33 protein-coding genes are annotated in these 26,321 nt (G+C 34.3%); 16 read left to right on the forward strand and 17 right to left on the reverse strand.

Going from position 1 to position 26,321, the window contains the following annotated elements; translation table 11 throughout:
- Positions 1 to 12 precede the first annotated feature (12 nt).
- Genes DMB91_RS02950 through DMB91_RS02965 form a run of 4 tightly spaced genes read right to left on the reverse strand, consistent with a single transcriptional unit; the run spans position 13 to position 2,495 of the window.
- Positions 13 to 642 carry a type III pantothenate kinase gene (locus DMB91_RS02950; RefSeq protein WP_034902356.1) on the reverse strand — a complete coding sequence of 210 codons (630 nt, stop codon included), beginning with the start codon at positions 640 to 642 and terminating at the stop codon, positions 13 to 15.
- Positions 629 to 943, reverse strand: a complete 315-nt coding sequence (locus DMB91_RS02955; RefSeq protein ID WP_034902359.1) for a hypothetical protein — start codon at positions 941 to 943, stop codon at positions 629 to 631. The genes DMB91_RS02950 and DMB91_RS02955 overlap by 14 nt, the downstream gene beginning before the upstream one ends.
- The gene (locus tag DMB91_RS02960) at positions 940 to 1,935 is read right to left on the reverse strand and encodes a hypothetical protein (protein WP_034902362.1); all 996 of its coding nucleotides are present in this window, start codon (positions 1,933 to 1,935) and stop codon (positions 940 to 942) included. Before DMB91_RS02960 ends, DMB91_RS02955 begins: the two co-directional genes overlap by 4 nt.
- Positions 1,935 to 2,495, reverse strand: a complete 561-nt coding sequence (locus tag DMB91_RS02965) for a hypothetical protein (protein ID WP_034902365.1) — start codon at positions 2,493 to 2,495, stop codon at positions 1,935 to 1,937. Before DMB91_RS02965 ends, DMB91_RS02960 begins: the two co-directional genes overlap by 1 nt.
- A gap of 119 nt (positions 2,496 to 2,614) precedes the next feature.
- Between DMB91_RS02965 and gatC the strand changes: the two genes are divergently transcribed.
- The 9 genes from gatC (at position 2,615) to DMB91_RS03010 (ending at position 9,911) form a co-directional block, all read left to right on the forward strand.
- Positions 2,615 to 2,902, forward strand: a complete 288-nt coding sequence (gatC, locus tag DMB91_RS02970; RefSeq protein WP_034903570.1) for an Asp-tRNA(Asn)/Glu-tRNA(Gln) amidotransferase subunit GatC — start codon at positions 2,615 to 2,617, stop codon at positions 2,900 to 2,902.
- Between the two features lie 16 nt (positions 2,903 to 2,918).
- Positions 2,919 to 3,467: a CvpA family protein gene (locus tag DMB91_RS02975; RefSeq protein ID WP_034902368.1), complete on the forward strand. Its 549-nt coding sequence runs from the start codon at positions 2,919 to 2,921 to the stop codon at positions 3,465 to 3,467.
- 15 nt (positions 3,468 to 3,482) lie between these two features.
- Positions 3,483 to 3,950, forward strand: coding sequence for a Fur family transcriptional regulator (locus tag DMB91_RS02980; RefSeq protein ID WP_034902371.1), 468 nt, complete (start codon positions 3,483 to 3,485; stop codon positions 3,948 to 3,950).
- Positions 3,950 to 5,449, forward strand: coding sequence for a lysine--tRNA ligase (lysS, locus tag DMB91_RS02985; RefSeq protein ID WP_034902375.1), 1,500 nt, complete (start codon positions 3,950 to 3,952; stop codon positions 5,447 to 5,449). The genes DMB91_RS02980 and lysS overlap by 1 nt, the downstream gene beginning before the upstream one ends.
- Positions 5,450 to 5,451: 2 nt before the next feature.
- Positions 5,452 to 6,696 (forward strand): serine hydroxymethyltransferase, encoded by a 1,245-nt coding sequence (locus DMB91_RS02990; protein ID WP_034902378.1) that lies wholly within the window; start codon positions 5,452 to 5,454, stop codon positions 6,694 to 6,696.
- Positions 6,693 to 7,238, forward strand: a complete 546-nt coding sequence (locus DMB91_RS02995; RefSeq protein ID WP_081946884.1) for a DUF1882 domain-containing protein — start codon at positions 6,693 to 6,695, stop codon at positions 7,236 to 7,238. The genes DMB91_RS02990 and DMB91_RS02995 overlap by 4 nt, the downstream gene beginning before the upstream one ends.
- Before the next feature lie 13 nt (positions 7,239 to 7,251).
- Positions 7,252 to 8,055, forward strand: coding sequence for an SPOR domain-containing protein (locus DMB91_RS03000; protein WP_034902380.1), 804 nt, complete (start codon positions 7,252 to 7,254; stop codon positions 8,053 to 8,055).
- Entirely contained in the window at positions 8,052 to 8,849 is a 798-nt protein-coding gene (locus tag DMB91_RS03005; RefSeq protein WP_034902383.1) for a shikimate dehydrogenase, read from the forward strand. The genes DMB91_RS03000 and DMB91_RS03005 overlap by 4 nt, the downstream gene beginning before the upstream one ends.
- 132 nt (positions 8,850 to 8,981) lie before the next feature.
- Positions 8,982 to 9,911, forward strand: coding sequence for an AEC family transporter (locus tag DMB91_RS03010; protein ID WP_034902386.1), 930 nt, complete (start codon positions 8,982 to 8,984; stop codon positions 9,909 to 9,911).
- Position 9,912: 1 nt separating this feature from the next.
- Here DMB91_RS03010 and DMB91_RS03015 read toward each other — a convergent pair whose 3' ends face one another.
- Genes DMB91_RS03015 through mapA form a run of 7 tightly spaced genes read right to left on the reverse strand, consistent with a single transcriptional unit; the run spans position 9,913 to position 15,938 of the window.
- Entirely contained in the window at positions 9,913 to 10,845 is a 933-nt protein-coding gene (locus DMB91_RS03015) for a glycosyltransferase (RefSeq protein ID WP_143116801.1), read from the reverse strand.
- Complete coding sequence (locus DMB91_RS03020; protein ID WP_034902389.1) at positions 10,818 to 11,042, reverse strand: hypothetical protein; 225 nt, start codon at positions 11,040 to 11,042, stop codon at positions 10,818 to 10,820. Before DMB91_RS03020 ends, DMB91_RS03015 begins: the two co-directional genes overlap by 28 nt.
- A gap of 13 nt (positions 11,043 to 11,055) precedes the next feature.
- The gene (locus tag DMB91_RS03025; protein ID WP_034902392.1) at positions 11,056 to 11,508 is read right to left on the reverse strand and encodes a hypothetical protein; all 453 of its coding nucleotides are present in this window, start codon (positions 11,506 to 11,508) and stop codon (positions 11,056 to 11,058) included.
- A complete protein-coding gene (locus DMB91_RS03030; protein WP_312845393.1) occupies positions 11,484 to 12,050 on the reverse strand; it encodes a lipoprotein required for motility in 567 nt (188 codons plus the stop codon). Before DMB91_RS03030 ends, DMB91_RS03025 begins: the two co-directional genes overlap by 25 nt.
- Positions 12,051 to 12,105: 55 nt before the next feature.
- A complete protein-coding gene (gyrA, locus tag DMB91_RS03035; RefSeq protein ID WP_034902395.1) occupies positions 12,106 to 14,682 on the reverse strand; it encodes a DNA gyrase subunit A in 2,577 nt (858 codons plus the stop codon).
- Positions 14,683 to 14,721: 39 nt separating this feature from the next.
- Complete coding sequence (locus DMB91_RS03040) at positions 14,722 to 15,303, reverse strand: ComF family protein (protein WP_034902398.1); 582 nt, start codon at positions 15,301 to 15,303, stop codon at positions 14,722 to 14,724.
- A complete protein-coding gene (gene mapA / locus DMB91_RS03045) occupies positions 15,300 to 15,938 on the reverse strand; it encodes an outer membrane lipoprotein MapA (protein ID WP_034902401.1) in 639 nt (212 codons plus the stop codon). Before mapA ends, DMB91_RS03040 begins: the two co-directional genes overlap by 4 nt.
- A gap of 273 nt (positions 15,939 to 16,211) precedes the next feature.
- On the opposite strand from mapA, the gene DMB91_RS03050 reads away from it, so the two are divergent.
- Both DMB91_RS03050 and DMB91_RS03055 read left to right on the forward strand, forming a co-directional pair.
- On the forward strand, positions 16,212 to 16,850 hold the full coding sequence (locus tag DMB91_RS03050) for a thiol:disulfide interchange protein DsbA/DsbL (protein WP_034902404.1): 639 nt from the start codon (positions 16,212 to 16,214) through the stop codon (positions 16,848 to 16,850).
- Positions 16,828 to 17,508: a disulfide bond formation protein B gene (locus tag DMB91_RS03055; protein WP_052043126.1), complete on the forward strand. Its 681-nt coding sequence runs from the start codon at positions 16,828 to 16,830 to the stop codon at positions 17,506 to 17,508. Before DMB91_RS03050 ends, DMB91_RS03055 begins: the two co-directional genes overlap by 23 nt.
- On the opposite strand, the gene DMB91_RS03060 is transcribed toward DMB91_RS03055, so the two are convergent.
- Both DMB91_RS03060 and DMB91_RS03065 read right to left on the reverse strand, forming a co-directional pair.
- A complete protein-coding gene (locus DMB91_RS03060) occupies positions 17,500 to 18,495 on the reverse strand; it encodes an alanine racemase (protein ID WP_143116802.1) in 996 nt (331 codons plus the stop codon). The two genes, DMB91_RS03055 and DMB91_RS03060, sit on opposite strands and share 9 nt — an antisense overlap.
- Positions 18,495 to 19,448, reverse strand: coding sequence for a murein L,D-transpeptidase family protein (locus DMB91_RS03065; RefSeq protein WP_034903585.1), 954 nt, complete (start codon positions 19,446 to 19,448; stop codon positions 18,495 to 18,497). Before DMB91_RS03065 ends, DMB91_RS03060 begins: the two co-directional genes overlap by 1 nt.
- 168 nt (positions 19,449 to 19,616) lie before the next feature.
- On the opposite strand from DMB91_RS03065, the gene DMB91_RS03070 reads away from it, so the two are divergent.
- From DMB91_RS03070 to DMB91_RS03080, 3 genes are read left to right on the forward strand one after another with little or no spacing between them, the layout of a single operon-like run.
- Positions 19,617 to 20,087: a copper chaperone PCu(A)C gene (locus tag DMB91_RS03070; RefSeq protein ID WP_081946885.1), complete on the forward strand. Its 471-nt coding sequence runs from the start codon at positions 19,617 to 19,619 to the stop codon at positions 20,085 to 20,087.
- Positions 20,080 to 20,529, forward strand: coding sequence for a hypothetical protein (locus tag DMB91_RS03075; protein WP_034902410.1), 450 nt, complete (start codon positions 20,080 to 20,082; stop codon positions 20,527 to 20,529). The genes DMB91_RS03070 and DMB91_RS03075 overlap by 8 nt, the downstream gene beginning before the upstream one ends.
- Positions 20,526 to 21,119, forward strand: a complete 594-nt coding sequence (locus DMB91_RS03080; protein ID WP_231549650.1) for an SCO family protein — start codon at positions 20,526 to 20,528, stop codon at positions 21,117 to 21,119. Before DMB91_RS03075 ends, DMB91_RS03080 begins: the two co-directional genes overlap by 4 nt.
- Here the strand turns inward: DMB91_RS03080 and cysK are convergent.
- The 3 genes from cysK to ciaB form a co-directional block, all read right to left on the reverse strand.
- Positions 21,091 to 22,005, reverse strand: a complete 915-nt coding sequence (gene cysK / locus DMB91_RS03085; RefSeq protein WP_034902413.1) for a cysteine synthase A — start codon at positions 22,003 to 22,005, stop codon at positions 21,091 to 21,093. The genes DMB91_RS03080 and cysK overlap by 29 nt on opposite strands.
- A 149-nt stretch (positions 22,006 to 22,154) precedes the next feature.
- Positions 22,155 to 22,451 carry an HU family DNA-binding protein gene (locus tag DMB91_RS03090; RefSeq protein WP_034902415.1) on the reverse strand — a complete coding sequence of 99 codons (297 nt, stop codon included), beginning with the start codon at positions 22,449 to 22,451 and terminating at the stop codon, positions 22,155 to 22,157.
- 106 nt (positions 22,452 to 22,557) lie between these two features.
- Complete coding sequence (ciaB, locus tag DMB91_RS03095) at positions 22,558 to 24,411, reverse strand: invasion protein CiaB (RefSeq protein ID WP_034902418.1); 1,854 nt, start codon at positions 24,409 to 24,411, stop codon at positions 22,558 to 22,560.
- Positions 24,412 to 24,516: 105 nt separating this feature from the next.
- On the opposite strand from ciaB, the gene DMB91_RS03100 reads away from it, so the two are divergent.
- Together DMB91_RS03100 and DMB91_RS03105 are read left to right on the forward strand one after the other, a co-directional pair.
- Positions 24,517 to 24,924 (forward strand): acyl-CoA thioesterase, encoded by a 408-nt coding sequence (locus tag DMB91_RS03100; protein WP_034903595.1) that lies wholly within the window; start codon positions 24,517 to 24,519, stop codon positions 24,922 to 24,924.
- A gap of 11 nt (positions 24,925 to 24,935) precedes the next feature.
- Entirely contained in the window at positions 24,936 to 25,334 is a 399-nt protein-coding gene (locus DMB91_RS03105) for an acyl-CoA thioesterase (protein WP_034902421.1), read from the forward strand.
- A 28-nt stretch (positions 25,335 to 25,362) separates the two neighbouring features.
- Here the strand turns inward: DMB91_RS03105 and DMB91_RS03110 are convergent, their stop codons facing one another.
- Complete coding sequence (locus tag DMB91_RS03110) at positions 25,363 to 26,292, reverse strand: ribose-phosphate pyrophosphokinase (RefSeq protein WP_034902423.1); 930 nt, start codon at positions 26,290 to 26,292, stop codon at positions 25,363 to 25,365.
- Positions 26,293 to 26,321: the final 29 nt, after the last annotated feature.

A 26,321-nucleotide genomic window follows, 5' to 3' on the forward strand; every position in this document is an offset into this window, starting at 1 on the left:
CCTTATCATTTTTTAATGCAAAAGCTGTGGGTTTTCCTCAATAACCTTTTTCATTCCTCTAAATACAAGTAATTTATCATAAATCGCCTTTTCAAAAAAATTCGCCAAAAACTGCCCATCTCCACCAGTAAAATAAAGCTTTTGCTGGTGCGTAGCATTTTCTATAAGCAAGCAAATTCCTTTAAATACCCCATAGCTTAAAGCATCAATAGTTCGTTGTGGAAAAGCATCTAAACGAAGTTGAGTATTGAGCTCACATTTTAAACGTGGGGAAATTTCAGCATAAGCTTTTCTATAGCTTGCAATACCGGGCAGGATAAAGCCTCCTAAGTGCATACGATTTGACATTATATCTACACTTATAGCACTACCTACATCAACGACTACACCATCTTCTATAGTATAACAAGCAGCGATTCTATCAATGCCTAAGCCCTTATAAATAGTGTCAAATTTAAAATAAGGCTCAAGATTGACAAAATGAGCTTTTTGTTTCATAAGTTCTTTAAGCCTATCATTAACGCTGATATAAAAAACCTTCTTTTCACTTTGAAAATTCACAAACTCATCAAGACTAAGGCTGTGATACTTATTATCATCTAAAAAGCTCGCACTTGAGTTGCCTATATCACACAAAAGCATAGTGTTTTATCTGCCTTTCATCAAGTAGCTTTTTTGCTTTTGAGCATAAAGGGGCTTTGATAAAAATAATACAATTTTGAATGTGTTGATAATGCTGGATAAGTTTCAACTTAAGTTCAAATAAAAATAAAGCGTCTTTGCAAACAAACCTTGCCTGAGCTAAGTTTAAAAAAACAAGGGTATCTTCATCTTTAAACTCGCTTGCTAAAGCGCAGCGATATACCTTTTTTTTACTTAGCTGACTTAAATCGATATTTTTTATATACTTAAGCCCTAAGTAATCACAAAATTCTTCTATCATAATAAATCTAAAATTTTATTAGAATAATAAAATCTACCTTCCTTCATAAAAGCTTTCTCATCAACCGCACCTTTAAGCCTATAAACTTTCACATTTTCAAGGTTTAAATCACTTTTTATCAAATAGCCGGTTTTTTCAAAAACATATAAGTGTTCATTATATATTTCGCTCTCATTATAAATCGCGAATTTAAATTTTTTTTCAACAAGCTTTTGTAAAGTCAAATCTGTTTTGATAATGTTACCATTTTTCGCAAAGATAAAAATAAAATCATCTGCAAAATCCACATTCTTAATATCTTCATCTAAAGAATAAGTATTTTCAGCACTTACCACAATGATCTTTTTTGCTGTTGCAGCGATCATTTTATCGTGAAAAATTTTAAAATAAATGATGTTATTAAAAAAATCCTCACTGCTTACAACCACGCTTCTGATGATCTTTTGTGTGTTTTTATCGACGATATTAAGCTTACCATCTAAACTTGGATACACGATAATGTTTGATAAAAAATACGGTGCCACAACACGTGAATCTTGTGCGAGCGCTGGAGTTAAAGCTTGACTCATTTTTATACCTAAACTTCGGTTGGCTAAAATAAGCGTATTATCAGCCAAAACAAGAGCTAAATCATCGCCTTCTAAAGCCACACTTAAAACAGCGGCATCAAATTTATGCGCGTAAAGCTCTTCGCCTGCTTCATCAACGATCTTCAAATTTCCGTTCGCATCTGCAATGACAAACTCGCCTGCTTCGTGTTTTAAAAGCTCATAGCCTTTTTCAAGCTTGAAATTTTCAATTACGCCGTTTGCGTCAAGAACTTGATTATTGCGTAATTTCGCATAATTTAAATTTTTATCTATAATGCTTGATTTTAGTTTTTCATCATAGCTTAATTTTGCCTCTATACTTTCTGGTTCAAAATACTGTCGCTTCGTTCCACAAGCCGTAAAGAACAAAATAAAACTTAAAGCTAAAAAAAGGCTTTTCACTACTTTATGCCTTTATAATGCTTAAAATTATTTGCCAACTCTCTTAATTCAGAAGTCGCTGGAATTTGAGCAAGCAAAAGTTGAGCCTGTTCTATCTTGCCTTCTTCAAGCAATTCAAAAGCCTGTAAAAGCTTGTTATAATTTCTTAAAAAAGTGCTATTATTTAAATCTGATTTTAAGATTGAGGTTAATAAAGGATCAAGCTTTAGTTTTTCAAGCTCCGCAAATCTTACTTCAAAATCACTCATATCTTTTTCATGAGCAAGTAAAAACAAAGCATATAAATTTGCATTTTTTTCTTTAAGCAAGTCAAGGTTTTGAGCATTGTTTGGATCTTGCATTAAATTTGCATAAATTTCGTTATTTGCTTTTGTGTTTTTTTCATAAATCATTGCACTCACATAATCATAAACAAAATAAACTGCTAACGCAAGCACTAAAGCTAAGATATAATACTTATATTTTCTAAAAAATCGTTCGCCTTTAATGAAGTTTTCGATCATCTGTTCTTCGGTGCTTAAATCCGTTTTGATCGCTTTTATATCATCTTTTAAAGCCATATTTTTCCTTTAAACTCAAAAATAAAACATAATTGTAGCATTAAAAAATTACAAATATCCTAAAATTTTGATAATTTTGTGTTATAATTATAAGAAAAATATTGATTTTAGGTTTGCTTATGAAAATAGATAATGAACTACTTCATAAACTTGAAAAACTCAGTGCCTTAGAAATAGCAACTGAAAAGCAAAATGAAACTATAGAACAACTGAGCGAGATCGTAAGTTTTGTTGAAATTTTAAACGAACTTGAACTTGATTCTATACAAGGCACAGCAAGCGTAATCGAAGTTGCAACGCCTTTTAGACAAGATGAGATAAAGTCTTCGCAGGTTATTGATGCAGTGTTTGCGCACGCTCCATCATGTCAAGATGGCTTTTTTATAGTGCCAAAAATTATAGAATAATAATAAAGAGGGATAAATGAGTCATATTTATTGGTTTGATATATTTATCATTGTTTTTACCATTATCTTAGGACTTAAGGGTATTGTTAATGGACTTGTAAAAGAATTTTTTGGGCTTTTAGGTGTTGTGGGTGGCGTGCTTATCGCATCAAGATACTCTCAAGAAACAGCCGCTTTTATCGATAAAAGCTTTTATCAAATTCAAAATCAAGACTTAGCCGTTTTCATTGGCTTTTTAGCAGTTTTGCTTATCTTTTGGATACTTTGTTTGATCATAGGAAGCGTGGTATCAAAGCTAATTAAACTTAGTGGTTTAGGAATTTTAGACCGAATAGGAGGTTTCCTTTTTGGAAGTGCGAAAGTTTTTTTGATTTTTGCAATCTTGCTTTTTTGTATCGGCAGAATAGGTTTTCTAGATCAAAACTTACGCAAATTTACTCAAGGAAGTTATACTTTACCTTTGCTTGAACAAACCGGTGCTTTCATCATGAACGCACCTTCAGTAAAAGCAGGTATTGAAAGTGTAAGTCAAAGTTTTGACACCAATGATACAAAAACAAATTAATTAAGGAGAAAAACAATGTTTATCGAAAACATAGAGTATGATGCTTTGCTCGAAAAATTTAAAAAGATTTTAAAAGAAAGCGGACTTAAATACACAAGACAAAGAGAAGTTGTATTAAAAATTCTCTATCATAGTGATATGCACTACACGCCTGAAGCTCTATATATGGAAGCAAAAGCTAAAGAACCGGATTTAAATATCGGCATAGCAACAGTTTATAGAACCTTAAATTTACTTGAAGAAGCCGAGATTGTTACTTCCATCTCCTTTGGTACAGCCGGAAAGAAATTTGAACTTGCTAATAAACCTCACCACGATCACCTTATCTGTAAAAATTGTGGCAAAATCGTTGAATTTGAAAATCCAACCGTAGAAAGACAACAAGCGCTCATTGCTAAAGAGCATAAATTTAAGCTCACAGGGCATTTGATGCAGCTTTATGGAATTTGCGAGGATTGTAATCAATATAAAGTGAAATTTTAATGTTTGATAATGTTTTAGAACAACAAAGGATAGCTAAGGCTGAGGAGCTACGAAAAAATGGGATCAATCCTTATCCTCACTCTCTTAAAAAAGAGTTGAATATAAGCGAGTTTAAAGAAAAATTTGCTTATGTTAAGGAAAGCGAACAAGCTAGAGATGAGAATCAAAAAGTTGTAATAAGCGGTCGTTTAAAACTTTTAAGAATAGCTGGAAAGTCTGTTTTTGCTCATATTGAAGATGAACTTGATCGCATTCAAATTTATTTTAATAAGGACAGCTTGGGCGAGCAGTATTATAATCTCATCAAGAAAAACCTTGAAGTAGGCGATATAATCCTTGTTAAAGGCTATCCTTTTGTAACTAAAACTGGCGAGTTTAGCTTGCATGTTGATGAGTTAGAACTTGCTGCTAAGGCTATTACACCTTTGCCTGAGAAATTTCATGGTTTAACTGATATAGAGCAAAGATACCGCAAAAGATATCTTGATATGATTATGAATGCTAATGTGAGAAAAGACTTTATCTTGCGTTCAAAAATCATCTCTTTGATCCGCCATTTTTTTGAAAATAAAGGCTTTTTAGAGGTTGAAACACCTATGATGCACCCTATTGCTGGTGGGGCAAATGCAAAACCTTTTATCACTCATCATAATGCCTTGGGCGTAGAACGATTTTTAAGAATAGCACCTGAACTTTATCTTAAAAGGCTTGTTGTAGGGGGATTTGAGGCTGTTTTTGAGATCAATCGTTGCTTTAGAAATGAGGGCATGGACCTTACGCATAATCCTGAATTTACCTCCATAGAGTTTTACTGGGCATATCATACTTATGAGGATTTGATAAGCTTAACTGAAGAACTTTTTGCTTTGCTTTTAAAAGAGTTGAATTTAGGCACGAAGCTTGAATATGATGAGCAAATCATCGATTTTTCAAAACCCTTTGAGAAGATAAGCTATAAAGAAGCCTTGAAAAAATATGGCGATTTAGATGAAGCGCTCATTAATGATAAAGAAAAAATTCTAACCAAACTCAAACAAGATGGCTTTGAAGCCAATGAAAAGCTTGATTTAGGCTATTTACAAGCCGAACTTTTTGATCATTACGTGGAAAATAAGCTCATCAATCCAACTTTTATCACGCATTTTCCAATCTCTATAAGCCCTCTTTCAAGGAGAAGTGACGAAAATGCACAAATTGCTGAAAGGTTTGAGCTTTTCATCGCTGGTAAAGAATTTGCCAATGGCTTTAATGAGCTTAATGATCCTTTGGATCAATATGAGAGATTTTTAAAGCAGATTGAAGCAAAAAAGGCGGGTGATGATGAGGCTTGCGAGATGGATGAGGATTTTGTGCAGGCTTTAGGCTATGCTATGCCACCAACTGCAGGCGAGGGTATAGGGATTGACAGGCTTGTCATGCTTTTAAGTAACAAAAAATCAATTCGCGATGTTATACTTTTCCCAACTATGCGTCCCTTAAAATCAGAAATCAAGGAGTAAAAATGAGTTTAGAGCATTTTGATAAAGAAATTTTTGATCTTACCAACAAAGAACTCCAAAGACAATGCGATCATCTTGAGATGATAGCAAGTGAGAATTTTACCCTCCCTGAAGTTATGGAGGTTATGGGTAGCATACTTACCAACAAATACGCTGAAGGTTATCCGGGCAAGCGTTATTATGGGGGTTGTGAATTTGTCGATGAGATAGAAAATATAGCTATAGAGCGTTGCAAAAAGCTTTTTAATTGTCAGTATGCAAATGTGCAGCCAAATTCAGGTTCGCAGGCAAATCAAGGCGTATATATGGCACTACTTCAGCCCGGAGATAAGATTTTAGGTATGGATTTAAGCCATGGCGGACACCTTACGCATGGGGCTAAAGTAAGTTCATCTGGTAAGGTTTATGAGAGCTTTTTTTACGGCGTTGAGCTTGATGGGCGTATAAATTATGAAAAAGTTAGACAAATCGCCCACATAGTAAAGCCTAAGATGATAGTATGCGGTGCAAGTGCGTATGCAAGGGTGATTGACTTTGCTAAGTTTAGAGAAATTGCTGATGAGGTTGGAGCGTATTTGTTTGCTGATATCGCTCATATTGCTGGGCTTGTTGTGGGTGGGGTTCATCCAAGTCCTTTTCCTCATGCTCATGTAGTAAGCTCAACTACGCATAAAACCTTAAGAGGTCCAAGAGGTGGCATCATAATGACAAATGATGAAGAAATAGCTAAAAAGATAAATTCAGCTATTTTCCCAGGTATTCAAGGTGGTCCTTTAATGCATGTTATCGCTGCAAAAGCAGTAGGTTTTAAGTTTAATCTTAGCGATGAGTGGAAAAATTATGCTAAACAAGTGGTGGATAATGCAAAAGCTCTAGCACAAACACTGATGAAAAGAAATTACAAACTCGTAAGCGATGGCACTGACAATCATCTTGTATTAATGAGCTTTTTAGATCGTGAGTTTAGCGGAAAAGACGCTGATATAGCACTTGGAAACGCTGGCATTACTGCAAATAAAAACACAGTTCCAGGAGAAAAAAGAAGCCCTTTTATCACATCTGGCTTAAGACTTGGCACTCCAGCACTTACAGCAAGGGGCTTTAAAGAACAACAAATTCAGCTTGTAGGAGAAAAAATCGCTGATGTCTTAGATGATATTGACAATACCGCCTTACAAGCTAAAATAAAAGAAGAGCTTAAGGAACTAGCTCATCAATTTATCATCTATACAAAGGCTTTATTTTGATTGCTATGAGTGATTTATCACTGATTAAGATAATTAACGATCGTTATTTTGTAAAACGAGATAATATAATCAACAAATTTGAACATCGGGGTAAGTATTTTTTCAATAAATTTGAAAGAATTGATGCTCCTTTAACTTCAAAATTAATCAAAGATCATATGGAAGGCAAGATTATCATTGCTCACGATCTCATCACGAGAGACAATCATGTCGAAAACATAGTCTTTGATTACAATGGCTTTAATGCTGAAAAATTTTGGCATAGAGCCCAACTCATCTTAAGAGAACAGGGCTTTATTAATTTTACAGCTTACAAAACAAAAACACCTGGGCATTTGCATCTTTATGTGCATAAAGGGCATACAACCTTTACAGAAGGTTGCCAGCTTGCTTCAAAGCTTTCTTCGTTTTTTGCGAGCAAAATGCCAACTGAATGGAGGGCATTTCCAAATTTAAATATGCCAAAAGAATACAATATCATGATCTTACCTTACGAAGTATATCGTAAAGAACGCGGTTCTTCGTGGTCTAAACATATGTAAAAGGAGCAAAAATATGGAAAATAAAAATAGTTTTGATGATCTCATCTTGGATAAAAACAACAAAAGTGAAAAGATTAAAAAAATCCTACTTCGTGTTATCGCTCTTGTTATTTTATTTTTGATTGTAATGATAGTGATGAAGCTCATTAATAACGATGAAAGCACGAACCAAGCACAAAATTCTCAAAGTATATTCCCGAGCGAACCAAGTAGCGAACAAAATCCAAATACTTTTGATCAAATTCCAATCAGCTCTTCAACTATAGAAGACGATCAATTTCAAGCTTTAAGAGATAGAATGCAAGGACTTGAACAAAACGAAAGTGCGGATAATGAAGCTAATCAAAGCTTTGCAATGCCACCTTTAGAAGAGCCTAGAGCGGAAATTCCAACTACCCTACCACAAGAACCAACACAAACAACAGCAAAACCCTCTGCCGAAGAGAAAAAGCCAACACCACCAAGCAAAACTCAATCAAACACAACAGCTACAACAAAGCCAAAAACTGAACCAAAACCAGTAGCTACCGATCCTAAGGACTTATTTGATGATGTGAAAACTACGACAAATGATGACAAGCTCGGTGCTGGGACTTATATACAAATTTTTTCAGTGTCTAAGTTTGATCCAAAGTCAAAAGAACTCGCTCTCATCAAACAAAATGGCTATGAATATAAGCTTTATAAAACAAAAGTCAATAATAACGATGTAACAAGAGTGCTTATAGGGCCTTTCTCAAAAGATGAACTTAGTGCCGAACTTAGCAAGATCAGAGAAAAGATCAAAAAAGACGCCTTTACTTTCCAAGTAAAATGAAACGTCTTTTAGCTGTCATCGGCGATCCTATCGTGCATTCAAAATCTCCTAGAATGCACAACAACGCCATTAAAGCTTTAAAGCTTGATGGCTTGTATCTTCGCTATCATTTGTGCGATAAAAATGAACTGAAAAATACACTTTTTGCTTTAGGACTTTATGGAGCAAATATCACTTTGCCCTTTAAAGAAGAGGCTTTAAAAATCGCTGATTTTAAAGATGATCTTGCCTTAAAAATTGGCTCGGCTAATACCTTACTTATAAAAAATAAAGAAATTTATGCTTATAATACCGATGGTTTAGGTTTCTTAAAAGCTATAGAAAATTTCACAATTATAAAAAAAGCTTTGATTTTAGGGGCTGGTGGCACAGCCAAAGCTTTAGCCTTTATGCTTGATCAAAAAGGCGTTGAAGTGTGCGTTGCAAATCGTTCAAAAGAAAAATTGCTTCATTTTCAAAATTATGAGAACTACACTTATGACAAACTCAAAGTGCAAGAATACGATCTTATCATCAATACCACTTCAGCTGGACTTAAAGATGAGAGTTTGCCTTGCGAAGTAAATTTACTTAACGAACTTTGTAAAAAAGCTCGATATGCTTTTGAGGTGATTTATGGCAAGCAAACGCCCTTTTTACAGCTTTGCAAACACAATAAACTTGAATGCAAAGACGGACTTGATATGCTTTTATGGCAAGGTATTTTTGCTTTTAAACTTTTTTTTGGTTTAAAAGACGGGGCCAAAGATGCAAATATAATTAAAGCCATGAAAGAAGCTCTTTTACTATATTAAAGCTTATGATTTAGTCTTTGGCTCAAATCAAGCTTTTATTTTGTATAAAATTTGCCTTAAGTGCAAAGTAAAAATATACTTTTATTTAAAAAAATAGTATAATCCTTTCTGTTTTTTATAAAAGGATAAATTGTGCTGATTTTTAATCCATTATTTACTATACTTGCGCTACTTATGGGTGGCTATGTTGCTAAACGCTTGCGTGTGCTTAAAGCAAAGCAATCTCGGGCTTTTTTGGATTTTACCATTACTTTTGCTTTGCCTTGTTTGATATTTGATAAAACTTATCATCTTAATTTTGATCTTTCTTTGATCTTTTATATAGGCTTGGGACTTTTTTCTTGTATCTTGGCTGGTTTATTATGTGTTTTGCTAGGATTTTGGTTCAAATTTTCAAAAGCAACCTTAGTGAGTATGTTTTTACTTGCTTCTTTTGGAAACACTCTATTTATAGGAATTCCTATCATCTCAGCCTTTTATAAAGAAGAACAATTTATAGGCGAGATTATACTTTATGATGCCTTAGCTACTGCCCTACCCATGGCACTTTTTGCACCTTTTATCATTGCATTGGCAAGTGATGAAAAAGTGAGTTTTATACAAAATTTAAAAAAAGTCTTTCTTTTTCCACCTTTTATCGCCCTAGCACTCGGCTTTTGTCTTAAAATTATACCTTTGCCAAGTTTTATTTTTGAGCCTATTAGATTTTTTGGTAATGCTGCTACACCTGTAGCTTTATTTGCCATAGGCTTGTGGCTAGGTTTTAACTCGATTAAATCAAGTATCAAAAGCACACTTTTAGTTTTGAGTGCGAAAATGCTTTTTGCTCCATTGATTTTTATATGCTTAGCTCTTGTGTTTAACTTAGAATTTAAACCTTCTTTAATCGTTGCAATCTTTGAATCAGCTATGCCGACGATGACTTTGGCTGGCATTTTGGTTATTAAAGCCAAGCTTGATAGCAATCTAGCCATTAGCGTGCTTGCTTTTGGTGTGATTCTTGCTTTTTTTTCTATGCCATTTTTACTTTTTATTTTTGCATATTTGGGTGTAAAAATATAGTTCAAAAATCAAATTGAAAGATTTTTATGAGCCTTTGTCCTATTTTATAAGACTTTGTTTGCGTTTCTTTTAAGCCTTGTTCAAAGTCTTCATATTCACTTAGTTTAGGTAGCTTTGCATTTGCATTTTGTTGAAGTTCTTGATCGTAAATTTTTCGCTCTTTTTTATGATGAAAAAGTATGTATAAAAGCACAAAAGGCATTTGAAGCCAGCCAAAAAAGCTTTTGTGAAGCCTTATAACTGCATAACCAAGCTTATAAGAAAGATGAAAACGAAATCTTTCTTTACTTTGGGTATTAAAAGCAACAATGCCGCCAGTATAAACACTTCCGCCAAGTTTAAGCCACTTTTCATAATACTCCCACCACAAAGGCCAAGTTTTTTTACATAAGGCATTATTCCAAAAGCGGTTTTTACTCCCATAGGCATGAATGATAGATGAATTTCTGCTTGCTCTATAAAAAATTTGCCCTATGTATTTGTTTTTATCTATAAATTTAAGCTTAAGCTTGTTTTCATACACCAAAAGAGAAAAAGCAAACTGATCGTTAAAATATTCCTTTGGATAGTGTTTTATGATGATTTTATAAAAGCTTTCGTAAAGTTTTTGAGCATTTTTAAGCGTATCATTAAAAACTAAAATGCCGGTGCGGATGATACGCTTATCCTCAAAATACTCATTTTTAAAGGTATTAAGCCCACGATCAGCTAAAATTTGAGCCTTGCTTGAAAAAAGCTCGCTAATATCTTTAAGTATTAAACAATCAAAGTCAAGATAGACTATGTTTTTGCATTCATCAAGCAAATTTAAGGCTTCAAATCTAGCAAAAGCCATATGAGTCCAACGTTTGATAAAGAGTTGTTTAAAGCTAAAAGAAAGTGTTGGGGTATAAAAACGAAGTTTTGCTAAAAAATCTTGTTGAGTAAATGATATAAACTTAACGCAAAGCCCCCCCCCCCAGTAGCTAAATTTAGCATAATTTGCTTATCCTTAGGACTTAAATCATCACAAAGTATATAAAAAATATCAATCTTTTTTGGCATAATTTCTAAAAGATTGATCATCATCGCTCCAAGCGTAAAAGCACTATTTGCAGTTGCAGCAAGCAAAATACCTCTTTTAAATTTCATCTTTTTCCTCTTTTTATCTTTGTTTGATGAGCTGATAAATCAAAGCCTTGTCATTAGCAAAATACACACGAAAACGTAAAGGGATAAATTTAAGATAAGTTGTGCTTTGAGCTTGTAAGAGTTGTATTTTTGTGGTGTGGCTTACTCTTATTTCAGCCTTTGAAAAGCATTCAAAAAGACTTTCTTTGTGATTGTTTAAGAAACGAAGTTTTAAAGCTTTTGGCATCTCATCATCAATGACGCCTAATGCTGTTTTTTTTAAAAAATTTAAATCATCCTCGCTATAGCTAAGCTCACATGCAAAATCTTCATCAACAGCTTCGCTTTGAGTCATGGCTGAAGATATGCTTTGACTTTGATGATATAAGATAAGATCTTTGTTGCTTAGTTCAGCCCAAAAGATAAACTCATCTTGGGCTTGAAGACTAAGTAAAGCAAAGATTAATACGCAAATAATTCTTTCCACTTATCAGCGTCTATTTTTAGTTCCATATTTACTCTGTAAAGCCCTTGATTAAAGCTCTCATCGACAATGCTCGCATTTTTAATCAAACCATTGACTTGAGCTGTGATAGTTGAACTTCCAAGCATAGCATCTTTTACGGTATCTTTGCCGTTGATTTTCACACCATAAAGTTTGCTTGCAAGCTGACGATACGCATCAGCTACAGCTGCTCTTTTGGCTAATGCAAGAGCTTGAGCTGATGAAACGGTATTTAAAGGAGCTATACCCTCGCCTACCGAGCTAAAGCTAAGTTCATTTTCTGAGTTATCCAAAGCAAGCATTTTTTCTTGCTGAATAATGGATCTGACATCATCTTTATCAACTTTTTGCACGATAATATCTTTTGAGCTCGTACTTGTCGTTTGATTTGTCGCAGGACTTGATCCTGTAGGATTTGCAAAATTTGCTGAAGCAAGTGGATTGCTACTATTGGTGGATCTAGGAGCCACAACACAAGCCGTGATCATTAAAGCTACGAAGAGCGTTAAAGCAGTATTCTTCATTTTTCAACCTTCAAAATATTTTTGCACTAAAGCTAAAGCAAAAAGCGTTCCAATTTTATTCAAGTAAGTCAGCATTTTCGCTTTCACCTTCATCATTACCTTCTTCTTTAGGGCATTTGGCTATACTTAAAACCTCATCATTTTCAACATTTACGACTATAACCCCACTTGTATTACGTCCGGCTTTGCGTATGCTTTGCATATCAACTCTTATCATCTTGCCAGAACTTGTAAGAGCCATTAAGTCCATACTTTCATCAACGATAACAACGCTGATTAAATCCTTTGTTTTATCAGTAAGCTTCATACAAATGACACCTTTTCCACCACGATTTGTAAGACGGTATTCACCAGCATTAGTTCGCTTGCCTATGCCCTTAGCACTTAGGCTTAGAATTTCTTGTTCGTCATTTTCTATGAAAACAGCTCCAACAAGCTCATCATCTTTTTCTTTAAATTTAATCGCTGTTACGCCCCTAGCAACGCGTCCTATTTCACGCACTTTAGCAAGTTTAAATTTTATACACATACCTTTTTTAGTTACTGCGAAAAGCATTTTGCCCGGCTTTTCATCGCTTGTTTCATTTGTTTCTTCGCTTAAACTTTCATCTATAATTTCAGCTGAACTTGCTTCACCTAAATCAGTTTTAAAAAGCTCGTTTTCATCTTGCTCGACAATAATAGCTGTTACCAATTCATCATTTTCATCAAGGTTTATCGCTCTTACTCCAACACTTCTTATATTTTGATATTCGCTTAAATTTGTGCGTTTAACAAGTCCATTTTTAGTAAAGAAACACAAAGATTTATTTTCATTAAAATCACTTGTTGGTATGATGGCTTTGATCTTTTCATCAGCTTGCAAATTGATCAAATTTACCACAGCTTTACCTTTAGCGGTGCGACTACCTTCTGGTATTTTATACACTTTTAGCCAGTAAAGCTGCCCGCGATCTGTTACAAACATCAAAGTATCATGCGTATTTGCAGTAAAGAAGCTTTCTATAAAATCATCATCATAAGTCGTTACTGCAACCTTGCCCTTGCCACCTCTTTTTTGCTTTTCATAAAGCTTGCTTGGCACTCTTTTGATATAGCCTCTATGGGTGATAGTTACGACCATATTTTCATTTGGGATTAAATCCTCTATATCTATATCATTATAATCTTCTATGATTTCAGTTATACGAGGCACATTAAATTTAGCTTTAATCTCCTTAAGTTCTTCTTTGATGAGTCCTTCAAGCTTTTCTTCACTCTTAAGCAAGCCTTCAAGCTTAGCGATCTCAGCCATAAGCTCTTTAAGTTCGTTTTCAAGTTTCTCTCTTTCAAGCCCTGTTAAACGTCCTAACTTCATATCTAAAATGGCATTAGCTTGCAATTCACTCAAGCCAAACTCATTCATCAAGTCCGCTTTAGCCACAGCATTATCAGCACTTGCTTTGATTAACGCGATAACTTTATCTATATCATCAAGAGCGATTTTAAGCCCTTCTAAGATATGAGCACGCGCTCTTGCTTTTTGGAGCTCAAAGATAGTTCTGCGTATGATGACAGTTTTTCGGTGGTTTAAAAATAACTTCAAAAGCTCAATGAGTGAAAAAATCTTTGGTTCTTTATTATGTATGGCAAGCATGATAATACCAAAGGTGCTTTCCATAGTGGTGGATTTAAAAAGATTATTAAGCACTATCTCACTCATCGCATCTCTTTTTAACTCAATCACTACGCGAATGCCCTCTCTATCGCTTTCATCTCTTACCTCAGCTATGCCCTCGATTTGCTTTTCTTTCACAAGCTCATCGATTTGCTCTATAAGGCGAGCTTTGTTAGTTTGATAAGGTAGTTCATCAATAACTATAACATCTTTATTTGCCTTTTTTTCTATATGCGTTTTTGCACGCACCTTTACCCTACCCCGTCCTGTTTTATAAGCTTCTATAATACCCTTTTTACCATAAATAATACCAGCAGTTGGAAAGTCTGGTCCTTTAATAAAATTCATAAGCTCTTCAAGGCTTGCTTCTTTGTTTTCAATTAAATGTAAAAGCCCATCGATAAGCTCATTTAGGCTGTGAGGTGGTATATTTGTTGCCATACCTACAGCTATGCCGCTTGAACCATTTAAAAGCAAATTTGGCACACGAGAAGGTAAGACATCTGGCTCTTTTTCTGAATCATCATAATTTGGCACAAAATCAACCGTATCTTTATCAATATCTTGTAAAAGCTCATGTGCAAGATTACTCATCTTTGCTTCTGTATAACGCATAGCCGCAGCTCCATCGCCATCAATAGAGCCAAAATTACCCTGCCCTGTGATACTTGGATAACGCATAGAAAAGCTTTGAGCCATACGCACAAGTGCATCATACACAGCAGTATCACCATGTGGATGATAACGTCCTATAACAGCACCAACTATACGAGCAGATTTTACAAAGGTGGTGCGACTTTTGCTTTCATCGTTATTCATCGCATATAATATACGTCTATGCACAGGCTTAAGTCCATCCCTTGCATCCGGTAAAGCACGTCCTATAATAACGCTCATAGAATAATCTAAATAGCTTGATTTTATGGAGTTTTCAATATCCACAACCTGAATGTCATTGTCAAAAATGTTCTTCATCTTGTTTTTCCCTTGAAATAAAAGCCAGATTATAGCAAATTATTCTTTTGCATTAGCTAAAACTAAAGCAAAAAGCACTCGAATTTTATGATTTTGCAAAACTTTTTTAGCTTCTAGTAAGCTTGATCCTGAAGTAATGATATCATCGATTAAGATAACACTTGAATTTATAGGCTTTAAAAGCTTGTAATTTCTTTTATTTTTTTGACGAAAACTAAGGCTTTTTCCTGAATACTTTAAAGTGTTTTGAGCGTGCAAGGTGTGAAATTGAACTTTGATATTTTTACTTTTTACATATCTTGCAAGCAAAGCAGAATGCGAATATAAAGAGTTTTCAACCCTATCATCAAGAGGAATGGCTGTGATTTTTTCTCCACTTTGAAAGTCAAAAAAATCCTTAAATTTAGCAAAAGAAAGCTTAGCTAAAGCATTTAATATAAAATAGCCATAAAATTTATGCTTGGAGTATAAAAGATGCTTGATCTCGCTGTATTTGTAAAAATAATACACCTTAAAATCCTCATCAAGCTTTCTCACCCCAAGACTAAGCTCGCTTAGCTCTTCTAAACAATGCTCACAAAAGCCAAGCAAGCAAAAGCTGTCGCAGTTATAGCATTTCAAAATGTAGATATAAGCTCGGCAGTTTTATTTGCCATTTGCTTAATCAGCAAAAAGGTATAAAATGAGATTTCTCTTGCATCGCTAAAGCCCATTACATCTTGCTTTGTGCGAACTACAAACTGCTTATTCATATTGATATTTTTTAAGGTTAGCCTTCCTGATATATTTGAGTGAAGTCCTGTAGCATCAAGCTTTGAATTAAAGTCGATAAAAGAAAGATCAAGCCTTAACACATAAGGCGAGTTATTAATCCCCTCAACAACGATAATACCCCTTGCTTCAAGCTCTTGCTTTAAGAAAACATAAAAAGCGGCATTAAACTGCTCATTGATAAAATATCTATCATTGCCAGCAAAAAAAAGTTTTTTTTCTTCGCTTAGATCATCAATTCTATGAAAATATACCTTTTTTAAAGCCGAGCTTGGATCAAGAGTGCGTTTATCCGCACAACACTGAAGCCCTATATCGCTGATGTAAAGCAAGCCTTTAATCTTTGCTTCAAAACCTTGAGGACTATCACAACGATAGCAAGGCTGTTTTTTTGATAAATCACTTGCCTTTTGAAGCGTATTTTGGGCTGGAGCACACGCTATAAAAAATAAGGCTAATGCTGAAAATACAAACACTTTAAACATTTATTCTCCTTTTTTTTAATTTGAGTATTCTATTCAAAATTAGGCTAAAATTCAAGCTTTTTATCAAAATTGTTTGCAAAAATGCGAAATTTGCATTTTTCTTACACTTTTTTATGTCAAAAAGAATAACAAAACTTATTTTTAAGCTATAGTAAAAACAGAATTTAAAATTGGTATGCTTTCACAAATTGACGCGACAAAAGAAAGAAATACTAATGATTTAACAAAATAAAGTATCATTAATAATCAAAATTTAAACATTAAGGAAAAAAGATGAAAAAATTAAAAGCTCTTTTGCTTATGGTATTTATGGCACTAAATGCTTTTGCTTTAAGCGAAGGTAAAGAATACGAGGTGCTAAAAACTCCCATTGCTAATGAGCAAAACTCTGTCATAGAAGTGTTTAGCTTCTCTTGCATAGCCTGCTACACACACCATAAGTTCAACACTCTAGGTAAGATAAAAGAAAAACTACCAAATTTAAACACCAAGCTTTATCCTGTAAAAGGTGGTCAATTTGGCGAGGAATTTGCTCAACTTTATGCCTATGCGCTTGCAAAAGATACTGCGGATAAAAAAAATACTCTAGCTAGCGACAGCCTTACACATAAGCTTAGTGATGCGTATTATACTGCTCTTTTTGAAAGAAAGCAAAACTATACAAACTCAGCAAGCTTTAGCGAACTTGGACTTAAAATACTCGGTATTTCAAAGGCTGAATTAGAACAATTTTTAGCAAGCACTAAAGGACAAAAAGTCTATAATGAATTTGATAAAAGTTATGGAGCATTAAGTCAATATGGTGGCACACCAACCTTTATCGTTGGTGGCAAGTATATCATCAAAATGGCTAATATTAAAGGTCTAGACGAGCTTATCAAGGTTGTTGATGAACTTATCAAACAAAAATAAATCAAGCCAAGCCTTATGGCTCTGGCTTTTTAGCATTAGTTTTTTTTCTTTACTTTACTCCCACTTTTTTTTACAACACTATCTTTTTATGCAACCTTGCGAACAATGTGTGTATGTCCGTTTTGCTTTTAGCGTAATCTTATGTGCGAGTATTGTGGGGTATTTTAAGTTTGCTTGGCTTAAAAGTGTGGCGTATGCTTTTATTTTTTGGGCAATTTTTTTAGGATTTAAGGCATGTTTGATGCTTTTACATAGCTATGAAGCTATAAAAACAAACAATCCTTTTGGTATAAATGCGTGTTCTGATACACCCCATTTTCCCTTTAAGCTTCCTTTGCATGAGCTTTTGCCTAGTCTTTTTGCCATTAGTGGAAGTTGTGGCTTTGATGCCCCAAGAGTGAGCGAAAACACTCAGCTTAGCTCCATACAAGAGTTTTTTATCGGCACTTTAGAACATGGCTTTAGCGATGGCTTATATAGCAAAGGTTGGTATTTAATACCTTCATTTGAATTTGTCAATATGGCTACAGCTTGCATGATCATCTTTGGCTTTTTTTTACTTCTTAGCTTATTTAACTTTGTGCATTTGATACTCAAAGAACACAAATTTGGCTTGTTTGCGTTTTGTTTGACGATAAGCTTGATCTTTTTAGCATAAAATTCTTGGGATTAAAGGAGAAAGTTTGACAAGAATTTCATACTCTATAGTATGGAAAAAATTCGCCCACACCCTAGCATCATTAAAAACACAAACTTCATCGCCTAAATCCCTACACGAAAAGCTATCCATTGACATACGTCCTAAAAGTTTTTCGCCATTTGCCAACTTTAATTCTCCTGTGCCATCAAAGCGAAAAAGTCCATCTGCATACCCTAAATCATAGGTGCTTATAGCGATATCTTTGCTCGCACTAAAACGCCCGCCATAACCCACACTTTGTCCTTTTTGAAGCACCCTTGAGCTAAGTTTTTGTGCGTAAAGGCTTAAGACTTTTTGCAAATTGGTGTTATATTCGCTATAGCCAAACTGAGCCAAACCAACACGGCACAACTCATCTTCATCAAGGCTCTCACAACGAAGCAAAGCAGCAGAATTATGCGAGTGAAAAAGCAAGTTGGAACTAAGTTTTCGAGCCTTTTCTTTAGCGAGTTGAAATTTTTGTTTTTGAACAAAAAAACTTGAATCATACTCATCAGCACCCGCAAAATGTGTAAAAATACCCTCTACTTTCAAGCCCAAATCACACGCATTTTGATACACTTCTTCAAGCTCATCAAGGCTAATGCCATTTCTATGCATACCTGTATCAATCGCAAGATGTAAGCTCGTGCCTTTTTTAAATTTATGCAAATCTTCTTTATCATTCAAAGCATAGATAAAATCAGTTTTCTCATCGCCGTTTGGACGATGAGAAAGTATGAGTATATGAGGAAAAAGCCCTTGAAGCTCAAGAGCTTCTTGCTGGTTTTTAAGAGCGATGAAATTCACTCCTAAAGATTTTGCAATAGGAGCTAAAAGCTTCACTCCATGCCCATAAGCATTATTTTTAAAGACACAAATCAACCTATGAAAGCCACCTGCCTTTTTAGCAAGCAAAGTAAGATTATGTTCGTAAGCTTTTTGATCAAGCCTAATGAAAGCCATTATTGCTCTGCGATGATTTGCATTTTTCCGTCTTTAAGCTTTACATATAAAAGCTTATTGCCACGAAATTGATAACTTGGAGCGTAATAATCCTCATAAAAAGATATCCTAAAAAGCTTTTCGTTTTTGATATTTGGATATGGACTTATGCTAATCTTTGAAAATTTGATCGTTTTTCTTTCATTTTTAGAAAAAATAGCCTTTTTCATCGCTGCAAATTCATTGAATTTTTTCTTATCAAAACGTCTAAAATCCTCATCATCATAAAAACTAAGGTAGGTTTTTGTATCACTTATTGTCCAGCTATGCTTCCAAGCAAAAAGCGAAGCAAACAAAGCAGCGATTTCATCTGTATTTGCTCTTACAACCTCTTTTTCTTCTGTCATAGCAAATACTTCTTTGCGATTTTCAATAAGCTTTGCAAATTCTTTTAAAATATCATTATACAAAGCAATACAACCTCTTGTTTTATACTCATCAAGCCTTGATCCATCAAGCGGATAGCCATGTATCCATATACCCCCGCCTGTTTTTCCTTGCACTCTATCGAGTAAATTTGGATAAGTCGTTGCAAAGGCATAATGCCCATAATAAGTCGTTGGTGGTGTAAATTTCTTACCAAGCTCATAAAATCCTATAGGAGTTTTTAAATCTCCTTCGATTTCTTTATCACCCATCAATCCGGTTAGGGTATTTTTTTGATCAAATTCTTGAGTGAGTTTGCCGTCTTGATAACGAAACACTTTAAAAGTTTTTTCTGTTTTGTTTGTAACAATGATAGTTGATTCTTCATCATAATAACCCAAAGACACATCTTTACCTTTAAGCTCTTCAGCCCAAAAATCCTTATTTGCAAGCTCTTTTTCAAGCTCTCTTCCAACAGCTTCTAAGCCTTCATTAAGATAAATTTTAGCCAAATTTGACGCCTCACTTAAAGAAAACAAACACAGCATTATAGTGATAAATCTCAACTTTAACACAAATCACCCTTTCGCATAACTTTGAAAATTTCTAAAAGCAAAATTATACAATAAAATACTTAAATTTACTTATATTTTTGTATTTATTGCATTTATTATGCTATAATTAGGACTTTAGGGTATATTTTTAAAGGATTAATGATGAAAAAGATTATTTTAGCTTTTTTAAGCTGTGTTGTTTTAGGTTTTGCACAACAGCATACACATAGTAAAGATCAGAGCTTGGCTAGTGATTTTACGCTTAATAATGGCTCTATAAGCGTTGAGGGAGCCTATATCTTGCAAACTCCGCCAAATAGAAAAAATACGGCTATTTTCTTAAGCATTTACAACAATACAGATAAAGATATCGCTTTGATCAAAGCCACAAGCAATCTCACACAAAAGGTTGAGCTTCACACGCACGTAGATTCGCATATGCAAGCTGTAGATAAGATTGTTATTAAAGCGCATTCAAAAGCCATACTTCAAAGCGGAGGCGATCATATCATGCTTTTTGATACAAATGTTAATAAAAACACACAAACACATCTTGAGCTATATTTTGACAATAAAGAAAAAATAATACTTGAAAACATACCAAGCAAAAGCCTTGTAACAAAAAATGAATAAAAAAAAATTCTTTTTTGCCCTTGTTTTGCTGAGTATTTTAGTGCTTTTTGTCATTTTAAACACCACCAAAACACAAGGTAAAAGAGAACTTATTAGCGAGCTAAAACCTTTGGAATGCGATCTTAATGTAAGGGATTGTATGTTTGATTTTAAAGGTAAAAAGGTGCTGGTAAAAACAAGTCTTAAGCCCCTTGCTTCTTTGCAAGAATTTGAGCTTATACTTGAAAACTTGGGCGATTATAAAAAGCTTAATGCTCGAATTTATGGGCTAAATATGTATATGGGTGACATAGTGCCAAGCTTTGAAAAAATACACTCAAATTCTTATAAAGCAAATATAGTCTTAAGTGCTTGCGTGATCGATATTATGCGTTTTAGAATGGAGTTTTTTGAGGGTGAAGAAAAGCTTGATTTTTATTTTGATTTTGATGTAAAAAGATGAGTTGTGTTATGAATATGAGTTATGTTATGAAAAAGATAGGTTTTTTGATACTTTGTGGTGTGATTGCAGGTATTATCGGATGTTTTGAGTCTGAAAAAAAATACGATTTTTTACTCAACTCAGAGCAAGGTAAGGTAAGCTTAAAGGATTTTGAAGGTAAGAAGCTTATCGTGTATTTTGGCTTTAGCTATTGTCCTGATGTGTGTCCAACGACTCTGGCCCTTATATCAAACGAGCTTAAAAAAATGAAAAATAATGAAATTTTATTGCTTTTCATCTCGCTTGATCCACAAAGAGACAAGGATATAAAAGCGACAAATGAATGGCTAAGATATTTTTATGCAAATTCAACTGCCTTACTTACACAAGATGAAAATGAGCTTGCGACACTTGCTCGAAATTATGGTGTAATTTACAAAAAAGTGCCACTTAAAGACTCTGCTTTAGAGTATTCTATAGCACATAGTAATGAATTGTTTTTATTTGATAGCAAGGGTAGGCTTTTTCAAAAAATTTCAGACCTAAGTCAAAAAAGCCTACACAATGCCCTTGAACGTTTTCTTATGCTAGATCAGCAAACAAATCAGTAGAAAGATACCTTTCTGCTGTATCATTAAGCATAGTTACAATAATCTTATCTGGGTGTGCTTGAGCGATTTTGCTTGCCACAAATACATTTGCCCCACTTGAAATTCCAACCATTAAGCCATTTTTTCTAGCTAAAGCTTTAGCTGTGTTAATCGCATCTTCATTACTGATGGTTTGTATCTCATCAATAACTTTTTGATTTAAAATTTCTGGGATAAAATTTGCTCCTATGCCTTGAATTTTATGTCCGCCAGCCTGTCCTTTACTTAGAAGTGGGGAACTTTGAGGCTCTATGGCTACAATTTTTACTTTATCATTAAGCTTTTCTTTAAGCACCTCACCCACACCACTAATCGTGCCTGCAGTGCCAAAACCGGCGACAAAAAAGTCGATTTTTCCGTCAAGATCGTTTAAAATTTCCAGAGCTGTGTTTTCTCTATGTGTATTTTTATTAGCCAAATTTTCAAATTGACTTGGTATAAAAGAATTTTTTATTTGCTCTTTTAAAGCCAAAGCTTTATTATATGCTCCTTTCATACCTTCGCTTGCAGGCGTTAGTTCAAGCTTTGCACCAAAGAAAAGCATCATTTTTCTTCGTTCTATACTCATAGACTCTGGCATAGCAATGATGATTTTAAGTCCCAAATCAGCACAAATCATCGCCAAAGAAATTCCCATATTTCCGCTTGTGCATTCGATGATAGTTGTATCTTTATTGATCTTCCCTGTATCAAGAGCATTTTTAATCATCGCAAACGCGGCTCTATCTTTGATCGAATGACTCGGGTTTAAAAACTCACATTTGCCATATAAGTTTTCTCCAAAGCCCTTTAAGGCTATGAGTGGCGTCCTACCGATAAGTTCGGTAACATTTTGATATACTTTCAATACCAACTCCTTTTAATAAGATAAAATACCTACGCATTTTACAGACTAAAAGTTTAAAAAGAAATAAAACGAGATAAAAAAGAGTGAAAAAGGAAAATCAATACAAAAAGGCTAGAGTTTTTCTAGCCTTTTTGGGCTAAAATTAAAAATTATTTTTTCTTTTTAGCTTTACCGCCAGCAACAGCTTCTTTAAGGTTTTTACCTACTTTGAATTTAGCTACATTTGTTGCAGGAACTTGGATAGTTTTTCCTGTGCTTGGAACCCTAGCTGTTCTTGCAGCTCTTTTTGCAGTTGAGAAAGTTCCAAAGCCGATAAAGCTAATAGTATCGCCTTTTGTTAAAAGTTCGGTAATAGTAGCAATGACTGCATCAGTAGCAGCTGTAGCGTCTTTTTTTGTAAGCCCAGAAGTTTGAGCAACTTTTGAAATGAAATCTGCTTTAGTCATAAAAGCTCCTTTGTTGAGATAAAAGTGCCTAATTCTAGCATATTTTAAACGCTTTTGCAAGAGTTTTTATATAATTTTCATTATAATTTGTAAAATTTTAAGCTTTTTAGAGCTTATGTTTCAAGCTTTTTGCTTTATAATACTCAAATTCGCCACTTTTATCAAGCTCGTTGCCTATTTCTTCATATCGTTTATAATAATATAGCACAAATTCCCTACATTCCTTATATAAAGGCAAAAATACCTCATCTTCAAGCACGCAAAAACGAGATAAAAACTCGCTTGCGTCTTTTCTTTGCATATAATGTTTAGCCAGTATTGTATAAATGCGTAAAAACTCTTCTTTAAAGCGTTCATAGCCTTCTAAAGTAAAATCAATACTCAACCTTTCTTCACTAAAATGCAATACTTTTGTTTTAAAAAGCAAGCTTAAATGGATCAAACCTTCAGTATAATAAGGCTTTACCTCCTCAACTTTTTGCCAAGCGATAAGTCCAACCGCTCTTTTGATGAGTTCGTGAAAAACAGGTAGCTTTAAATTCTCTTGTTCATGCAAAAAAAAGCTTGCTAGTCCTCCAGCTGTGGCTTTAAACTCTTCTATGTTTTTAAATACGCCACTTTGATTCATTAAATTTTCGCTTTCTTTGCTGATGAAAAAAATATGCCCGAACTCATGTCCTATAGTTGAAATTTCATAGACTTTTTTCCATAGCTTCTCATCGAAAAATAAAATTTCTCTACCATAACACAAAAAATCTTTTTCAAAAATTTCACTTGCAAGTTTCATAAAAGGCTTACTTTTGGTATTTTCATACACAAAATTTAAAAAACCAAAGATTTTTTTACCAGCCTTAGCACTTACAAACTCATCATTTGGCACAACTTGAGCTGAAAATAAGCCATTAAGCTCCGCCCCATAAAAAAGCATAGGCATACAAATATAAAGCTGTGTTTTATCAAGATTATTTTGCACCTCATCAAACAAGGCTTGATCTTTTATGTCAAGATTTTCATAAAGAGTTTTAAAACTTTGTTTTATATCTTTGATAAAGGCTTTAGCGTCAAATTCGCTTTCATCATTTAAGCGAATATCCCATTCTAAAGCTACTGCATGTGTGTAATTGTCCTCATAATACTCAAGCGGATGAGCCACTTGTAAAGAAGAATTCACCTCAAGCCAAGCAAGTTCAGCTTCTTGCCAACGCCAAATCACCTTATCATTATCCTTTTCGCAAAATGCAAATTTGAGTTTTTCAAGATACTTCATATAAGCAAAATGTTCTTTTTCTTTGGCTTTTGATCGTAAGCTTGCAAGGCATTCATCAAAAAGCCTTTCTAAAGCCAGCACTTCTTCTTTAAATACCACAGCATAAGGAGCAAATTTAAAGCCCTTCTCATCTTTCATCAAAGCCCCATAACTTCGCTCACAAGGCTTATCTTTTTCATCTTTTTGATACAGCTTGTTTGTTTTTAAAAAATGTAAAGCTTCTTTTAACTCCTTAAATTCTCGTGCCAAAAAAGCATTGTTTTCATCTAAGATGAGCTTACTCCATTTGCTTTGCCATATATTTATCACTTGCCCTATTTGATGCACGCTTTGAACAAGTGCTGTATAAAACTCATCTAAAATTTGAACTGATTGCAACTCTTTAATCAAGTCCTCGTGTTCTTTTTCATAAAATTTCCTTACTTCATCATAAACTTGATACATTATATTTTTAATCTTTTCTTTTGAAAAATTCGCCTTTTCAAGCTCTTGTTTTAATGCTTCTTCTTTAAGATCAACAAAACGTCGTAAAATAGCAAGTCTTGTGTTTTCATTATCTTCAAGCCCGCAGAGTAAAAGAGCATTTTGAAATTCACTTGGTAAGTTCTTAAAAGAAGCAATATGATCATAATACGCATTGATTTTTTGTTTTCTTTTGTGAGTAAGTTTGGCTAGGCTTTTAAAATTATTCATCTTTTATCCTTTATTGTTGTGAAAAGTTGTGAAAAATTGATTATAATTTAAATTTTAAAACAAGGAGTAAAAATGCCAAATTTAGATTCTATACAAAAAACAGCGATAAAAGATATGGGTGAAGCAAAGCTAAAAATAGTCGCTATGCCAAGTGATACAAACCCAGCCGGCAACATCTTTGGGGGCTGGATCATGTCACAAATTGACCTTGCTGGAACGGTTGCGGCAAGAGAACTTGCACCTGAGCGAACTGTAACCATATCTATGGATAGAGTTGTATTTAAGCAACCTGTGTATGTAGGTGATATAGTGTGTTGTTATGCAAAAGTGATTAAAGCTGGAAACACTTCTATCACCGTTGAAGTCGAAGTTATTGCCGATCGAGTAAGTGAAGAGGGCTTTACGATGTGCGTGCCAGTAACTTCAGCCATCGTTACTTATGTAAGCGTAACAAAAGATGGAAAGAAAAAGCCAATAGACCCTGAACTTAAAAAACTTCACGGCTTTGTTTGAAAAGATAAATTATGCAAGAAGCTTTGATTAAAACCATAGCTATGCCAAGCGATATTGACAAAGAAGGCAAGATCAGTGCAGGTTGGGTAAGCAAACAACTTGATCTTGCTGCTGGCGTGGCTGTAAAAGAATTTACCGGGCAAAGAAGCGTGACTGTAGCGATGAATAATATTCATTTCAAAGAGCCAATTTTGGTAGGTGATTATGTGTTGTGCTTTGCAAAGATCACAAAAATTGGTAAAAGTTCAATCAAAATTCAGCTTCACATAGACTTAAAAAGGCTTGATGCACAAGGTTTTAGTCTTAAAAAAGAAGTCGTCAATGCTGAAGCGACTTTTGTAAGCCTTGATAAAAATGGAAAGAAAATCGATCTTAGTCTTTTAGATAAAGAAAAGCAAAGCCGTTTTTAGCTCTTTTTTTTAAGAGCTAAATTTAAACTTAAATAAATAAAGAATTTACGCTTTCATTATAATATACACGGCGAATTACCTCGCCAAAAATAGGAGCTACGCTTAAAACTTTAATCTTAGATAATTCCTCGCGTAAAGGTATAGTATCGGTTACAACAAGCTCATCAAGGCTATCTTTAGCTATCCTTTCATAAGCTGAACCACTAAGCACAGCATGAGTGCAACATGCCATTACGGATTTTGCTCCGTTTTGTTTAAAAGCTTCAGCAGCCTTGGTAATAGAACCAGCCGTATCAATAATATCATCAACTAAAATTACTTCTTTGTCTTTAACATCGCCGATAATATTCATCACTTCGCTTTCATTTGCTTTTTCGCGACGCTTATCAACGATAACAAGATCAAGTCCCAAGCTTTTAGCTACACTTCGAGCACGAGCAACACCGCCTATATCCGGACTTGCGATGATAGGATTTTTATAATGTTTTCCTTGTATATATTGGCTAAACACTATACTTCCATATAAATTATCCACAGGAATATCAAAAAAGCCTTGAATTTGCCCTGCATGAAGATCAATAGTAGCAACTCTGTCAATACCAGCCGTTTGCATTAAATTGGCGACAAGCTTAGCTGTGATAGGCACTCTAGGCATAGCCTTTCTATCTTGTCTTGCATAGCCAAAATACGGAATAATAGCCGTGATAGAACTTGCACTTGATCTTTTTAATGCATCTGTGAGTATAAGCATTTCCATGAGATTGTCATTTGTTGGTGCACAAGTGCTTTGTATAATAAAGACATCTTTACCACGCACGCTTTCATCGATTTGTATGCTAATTTCTCCGTCACTAAAGCGTTTTACGCCGGCATTGCTAATGGGTAAAGAAAGGTATTTTGAAATCTTTTTTGCAAATTCTATATTCGCTGAACCAGAAAAAATTTTATAACCACGCATGATAAGCCTTTTGTGTCAAATTCAAAAAA

The sequence above is a fragment of the Campylobacter sp. MIT 97-5078 genome (assembly GCF_006864455.1).
GTDB lineage: Bacteria > Campylobacterota > Campylobacteria > Campylobacterales > Campylobacteraceae > Campylobacter_D.

Bases quoted from the DNA above. Each gene is read 5' to 3' on its own strand.
- DMB91_RS02950 (WP_034902356.1), bottom strand. From the start codon at position 642: ATGCTTTTGTGTGATATAGGCAACTCAAGTGCGAGCTTTTTAGATGAT.
- DMB91_RS02955 (WP_034902359.1), bottom strand. From the start codon at position 943: ATGATAGAAGAATTTTGTGATTACTTAGGGCTTAAGTATATAAAAAAT.
- DMB91_RS02965 (WP_034902365.1), bottom strand. From the start codon at position 2,495: ATGGCTTTAAAAGATGATATAAAAGCGATCAAAACGGATTTAAGCACC.
- gatC (WP_034903570.1), top strand. From the start codon at position 2,615: ATGAAAATAGATAATGAACTACTTCATAAACTTGAAAAACTCAGTGCC.
- DMB91_RS02975 (WP_034902368.1), top strand. From the start codon at position 2,919: ATGAGTCATATTTATTGGTTTGATATATTTATCATTGTTTTTACCATT.
- DMB91_RS02980 (WP_034902371.1), top strand. From the start codon at position 3,483: ATGTTTATCGAAAACATAGAGTATGATGCTTTGCTCGAAAAATTTAAA.
- lysS (WP_034902375.1), top strand. From the start codon at position 3,950: ATGTTTGATAATGTTTTAGAACAACAAAGGATAGCTAAGGCTGAGGAG.
- DMB91_RS02990 (WP_034902378.1), top strand. From the start codon at position 5,452: ATGAGTTTAGAGCATTTTGATAAAGAAATTTTTGATCTTACCAACAAA.
- DMB91_RS03000 (WP_034902380.1), top strand. From the start codon at position 7,252: ATGGAAAATAAAAATAGTTTTGATGATCTCATCTTGGATAAAAACAAC.
- DMB91_RS03005 (WP_034902383.1), top strand. From the start codon at position 8,052: ATGAAACGTCTTTTAGCTGTCATCGGCGATCCTATCGTGCATTCAAAA.
- DMB91_RS03020 (WP_034902389.1), bottom strand. From the start codon at position 11,042: ATGAAATTTAAAAGAGGTATTTTGCTTGCTGCAACTGCAAATAGTGCT.
- DMB91_RS03030 (WP_312845393.1), bottom strand. From the start codon at position 12,050: ATGAAGAATACTGCTTTAACGCTCTTCGTAGCTTTAATGATCACGGCT.
- gyrA (WP_034902395.1), bottom strand. From the start codon at position 14,682: ATGAAGAACATTTTTGACAATGACATTCAGGTTGTGGATATTGAAAAC.
- mapA (WP_034902401.1), bottom strand. From the start codon at position 15,938: ATGTTTAAAGTGTTTGTATTTTCAGCATTAGCCTTATTTTTTATAGCG.
- DMB91_RS03050 (WP_034902404.1), top strand. From the start codon at position 16,212: ATGAAAAAATTAAAAGCTCTTTTGCTTATGGTATTTATGGCACTAAAT.
- DMB91_RS03055 (WP_052043126.1), top strand. From the start codon at position 16,828: ATGAACTTATCAAACAAAAATAAATCAAGCCAAGCCTTATGGCTCTGG.
- DMB91_RS03060 (WP_143116802.1), bottom strand. From the start codon at position 18,495: ATGGCTTTCATTAGGCTTGATCAAAAAGCTTACGAACATAATCTTACT.
- DMB91_RS03065 (WP_034903585.1), bottom strand. From the start codon at position 19,448: ATGCTGTGTTTGTTTTCTTTAAGTGAGGCGTCAAATTTGGCTAAAATT.
- DMB91_RS03070 (WP_081946885.1), top strand. From the start codon at position 19,617: ATGAAAAAGATTATTTTAGCTTTTTTAAGCTGTGTTGTTTTAGGTTTT.
- DMB91_RS03075 (WP_034902410.1), top strand. From the start codon at position 20,080: ATGAATAAAAAAAAATTCTTTTTTGCCCTTGTTTTGCTGAGTATTTTA.
- DMB91_RS03080 (WP_231549650.1), top strand. From the start codon at position 20,526: ATGAGTTGTGTTATGAATATGAGTTATGTTATGAAAAAGATAGGTTTT.
- DMB91_RS03090 (WP_034902415.1), bottom strand. From the start codon at position 22,451: ATGACTAAAGCAGATTTCATTTCAAAAGTTGCTCAAACTTCTGGGCTT.
- ciaB (WP_034902418.1), bottom strand. From the start codon at position 24,411: ATGAATAATTTTAAAAGCCTAGCCAAACTTACTCACAAAAGAAAACAA.
- DMB91_RS03105 (WP_034902421.1), top strand. From the start codon at position 24,936: ATGCAAGAAGCTTTGATTAAAACCATAGCTATGCCAAGCGATATTGAC.
- DMB91_RS03110 (WP_034902423.1), bottom strand. From the start codon at position 26,292: ATGCGTGGTTATAAAATTTTTTCTGGTTCAGCGAATATAGAATTTGCA.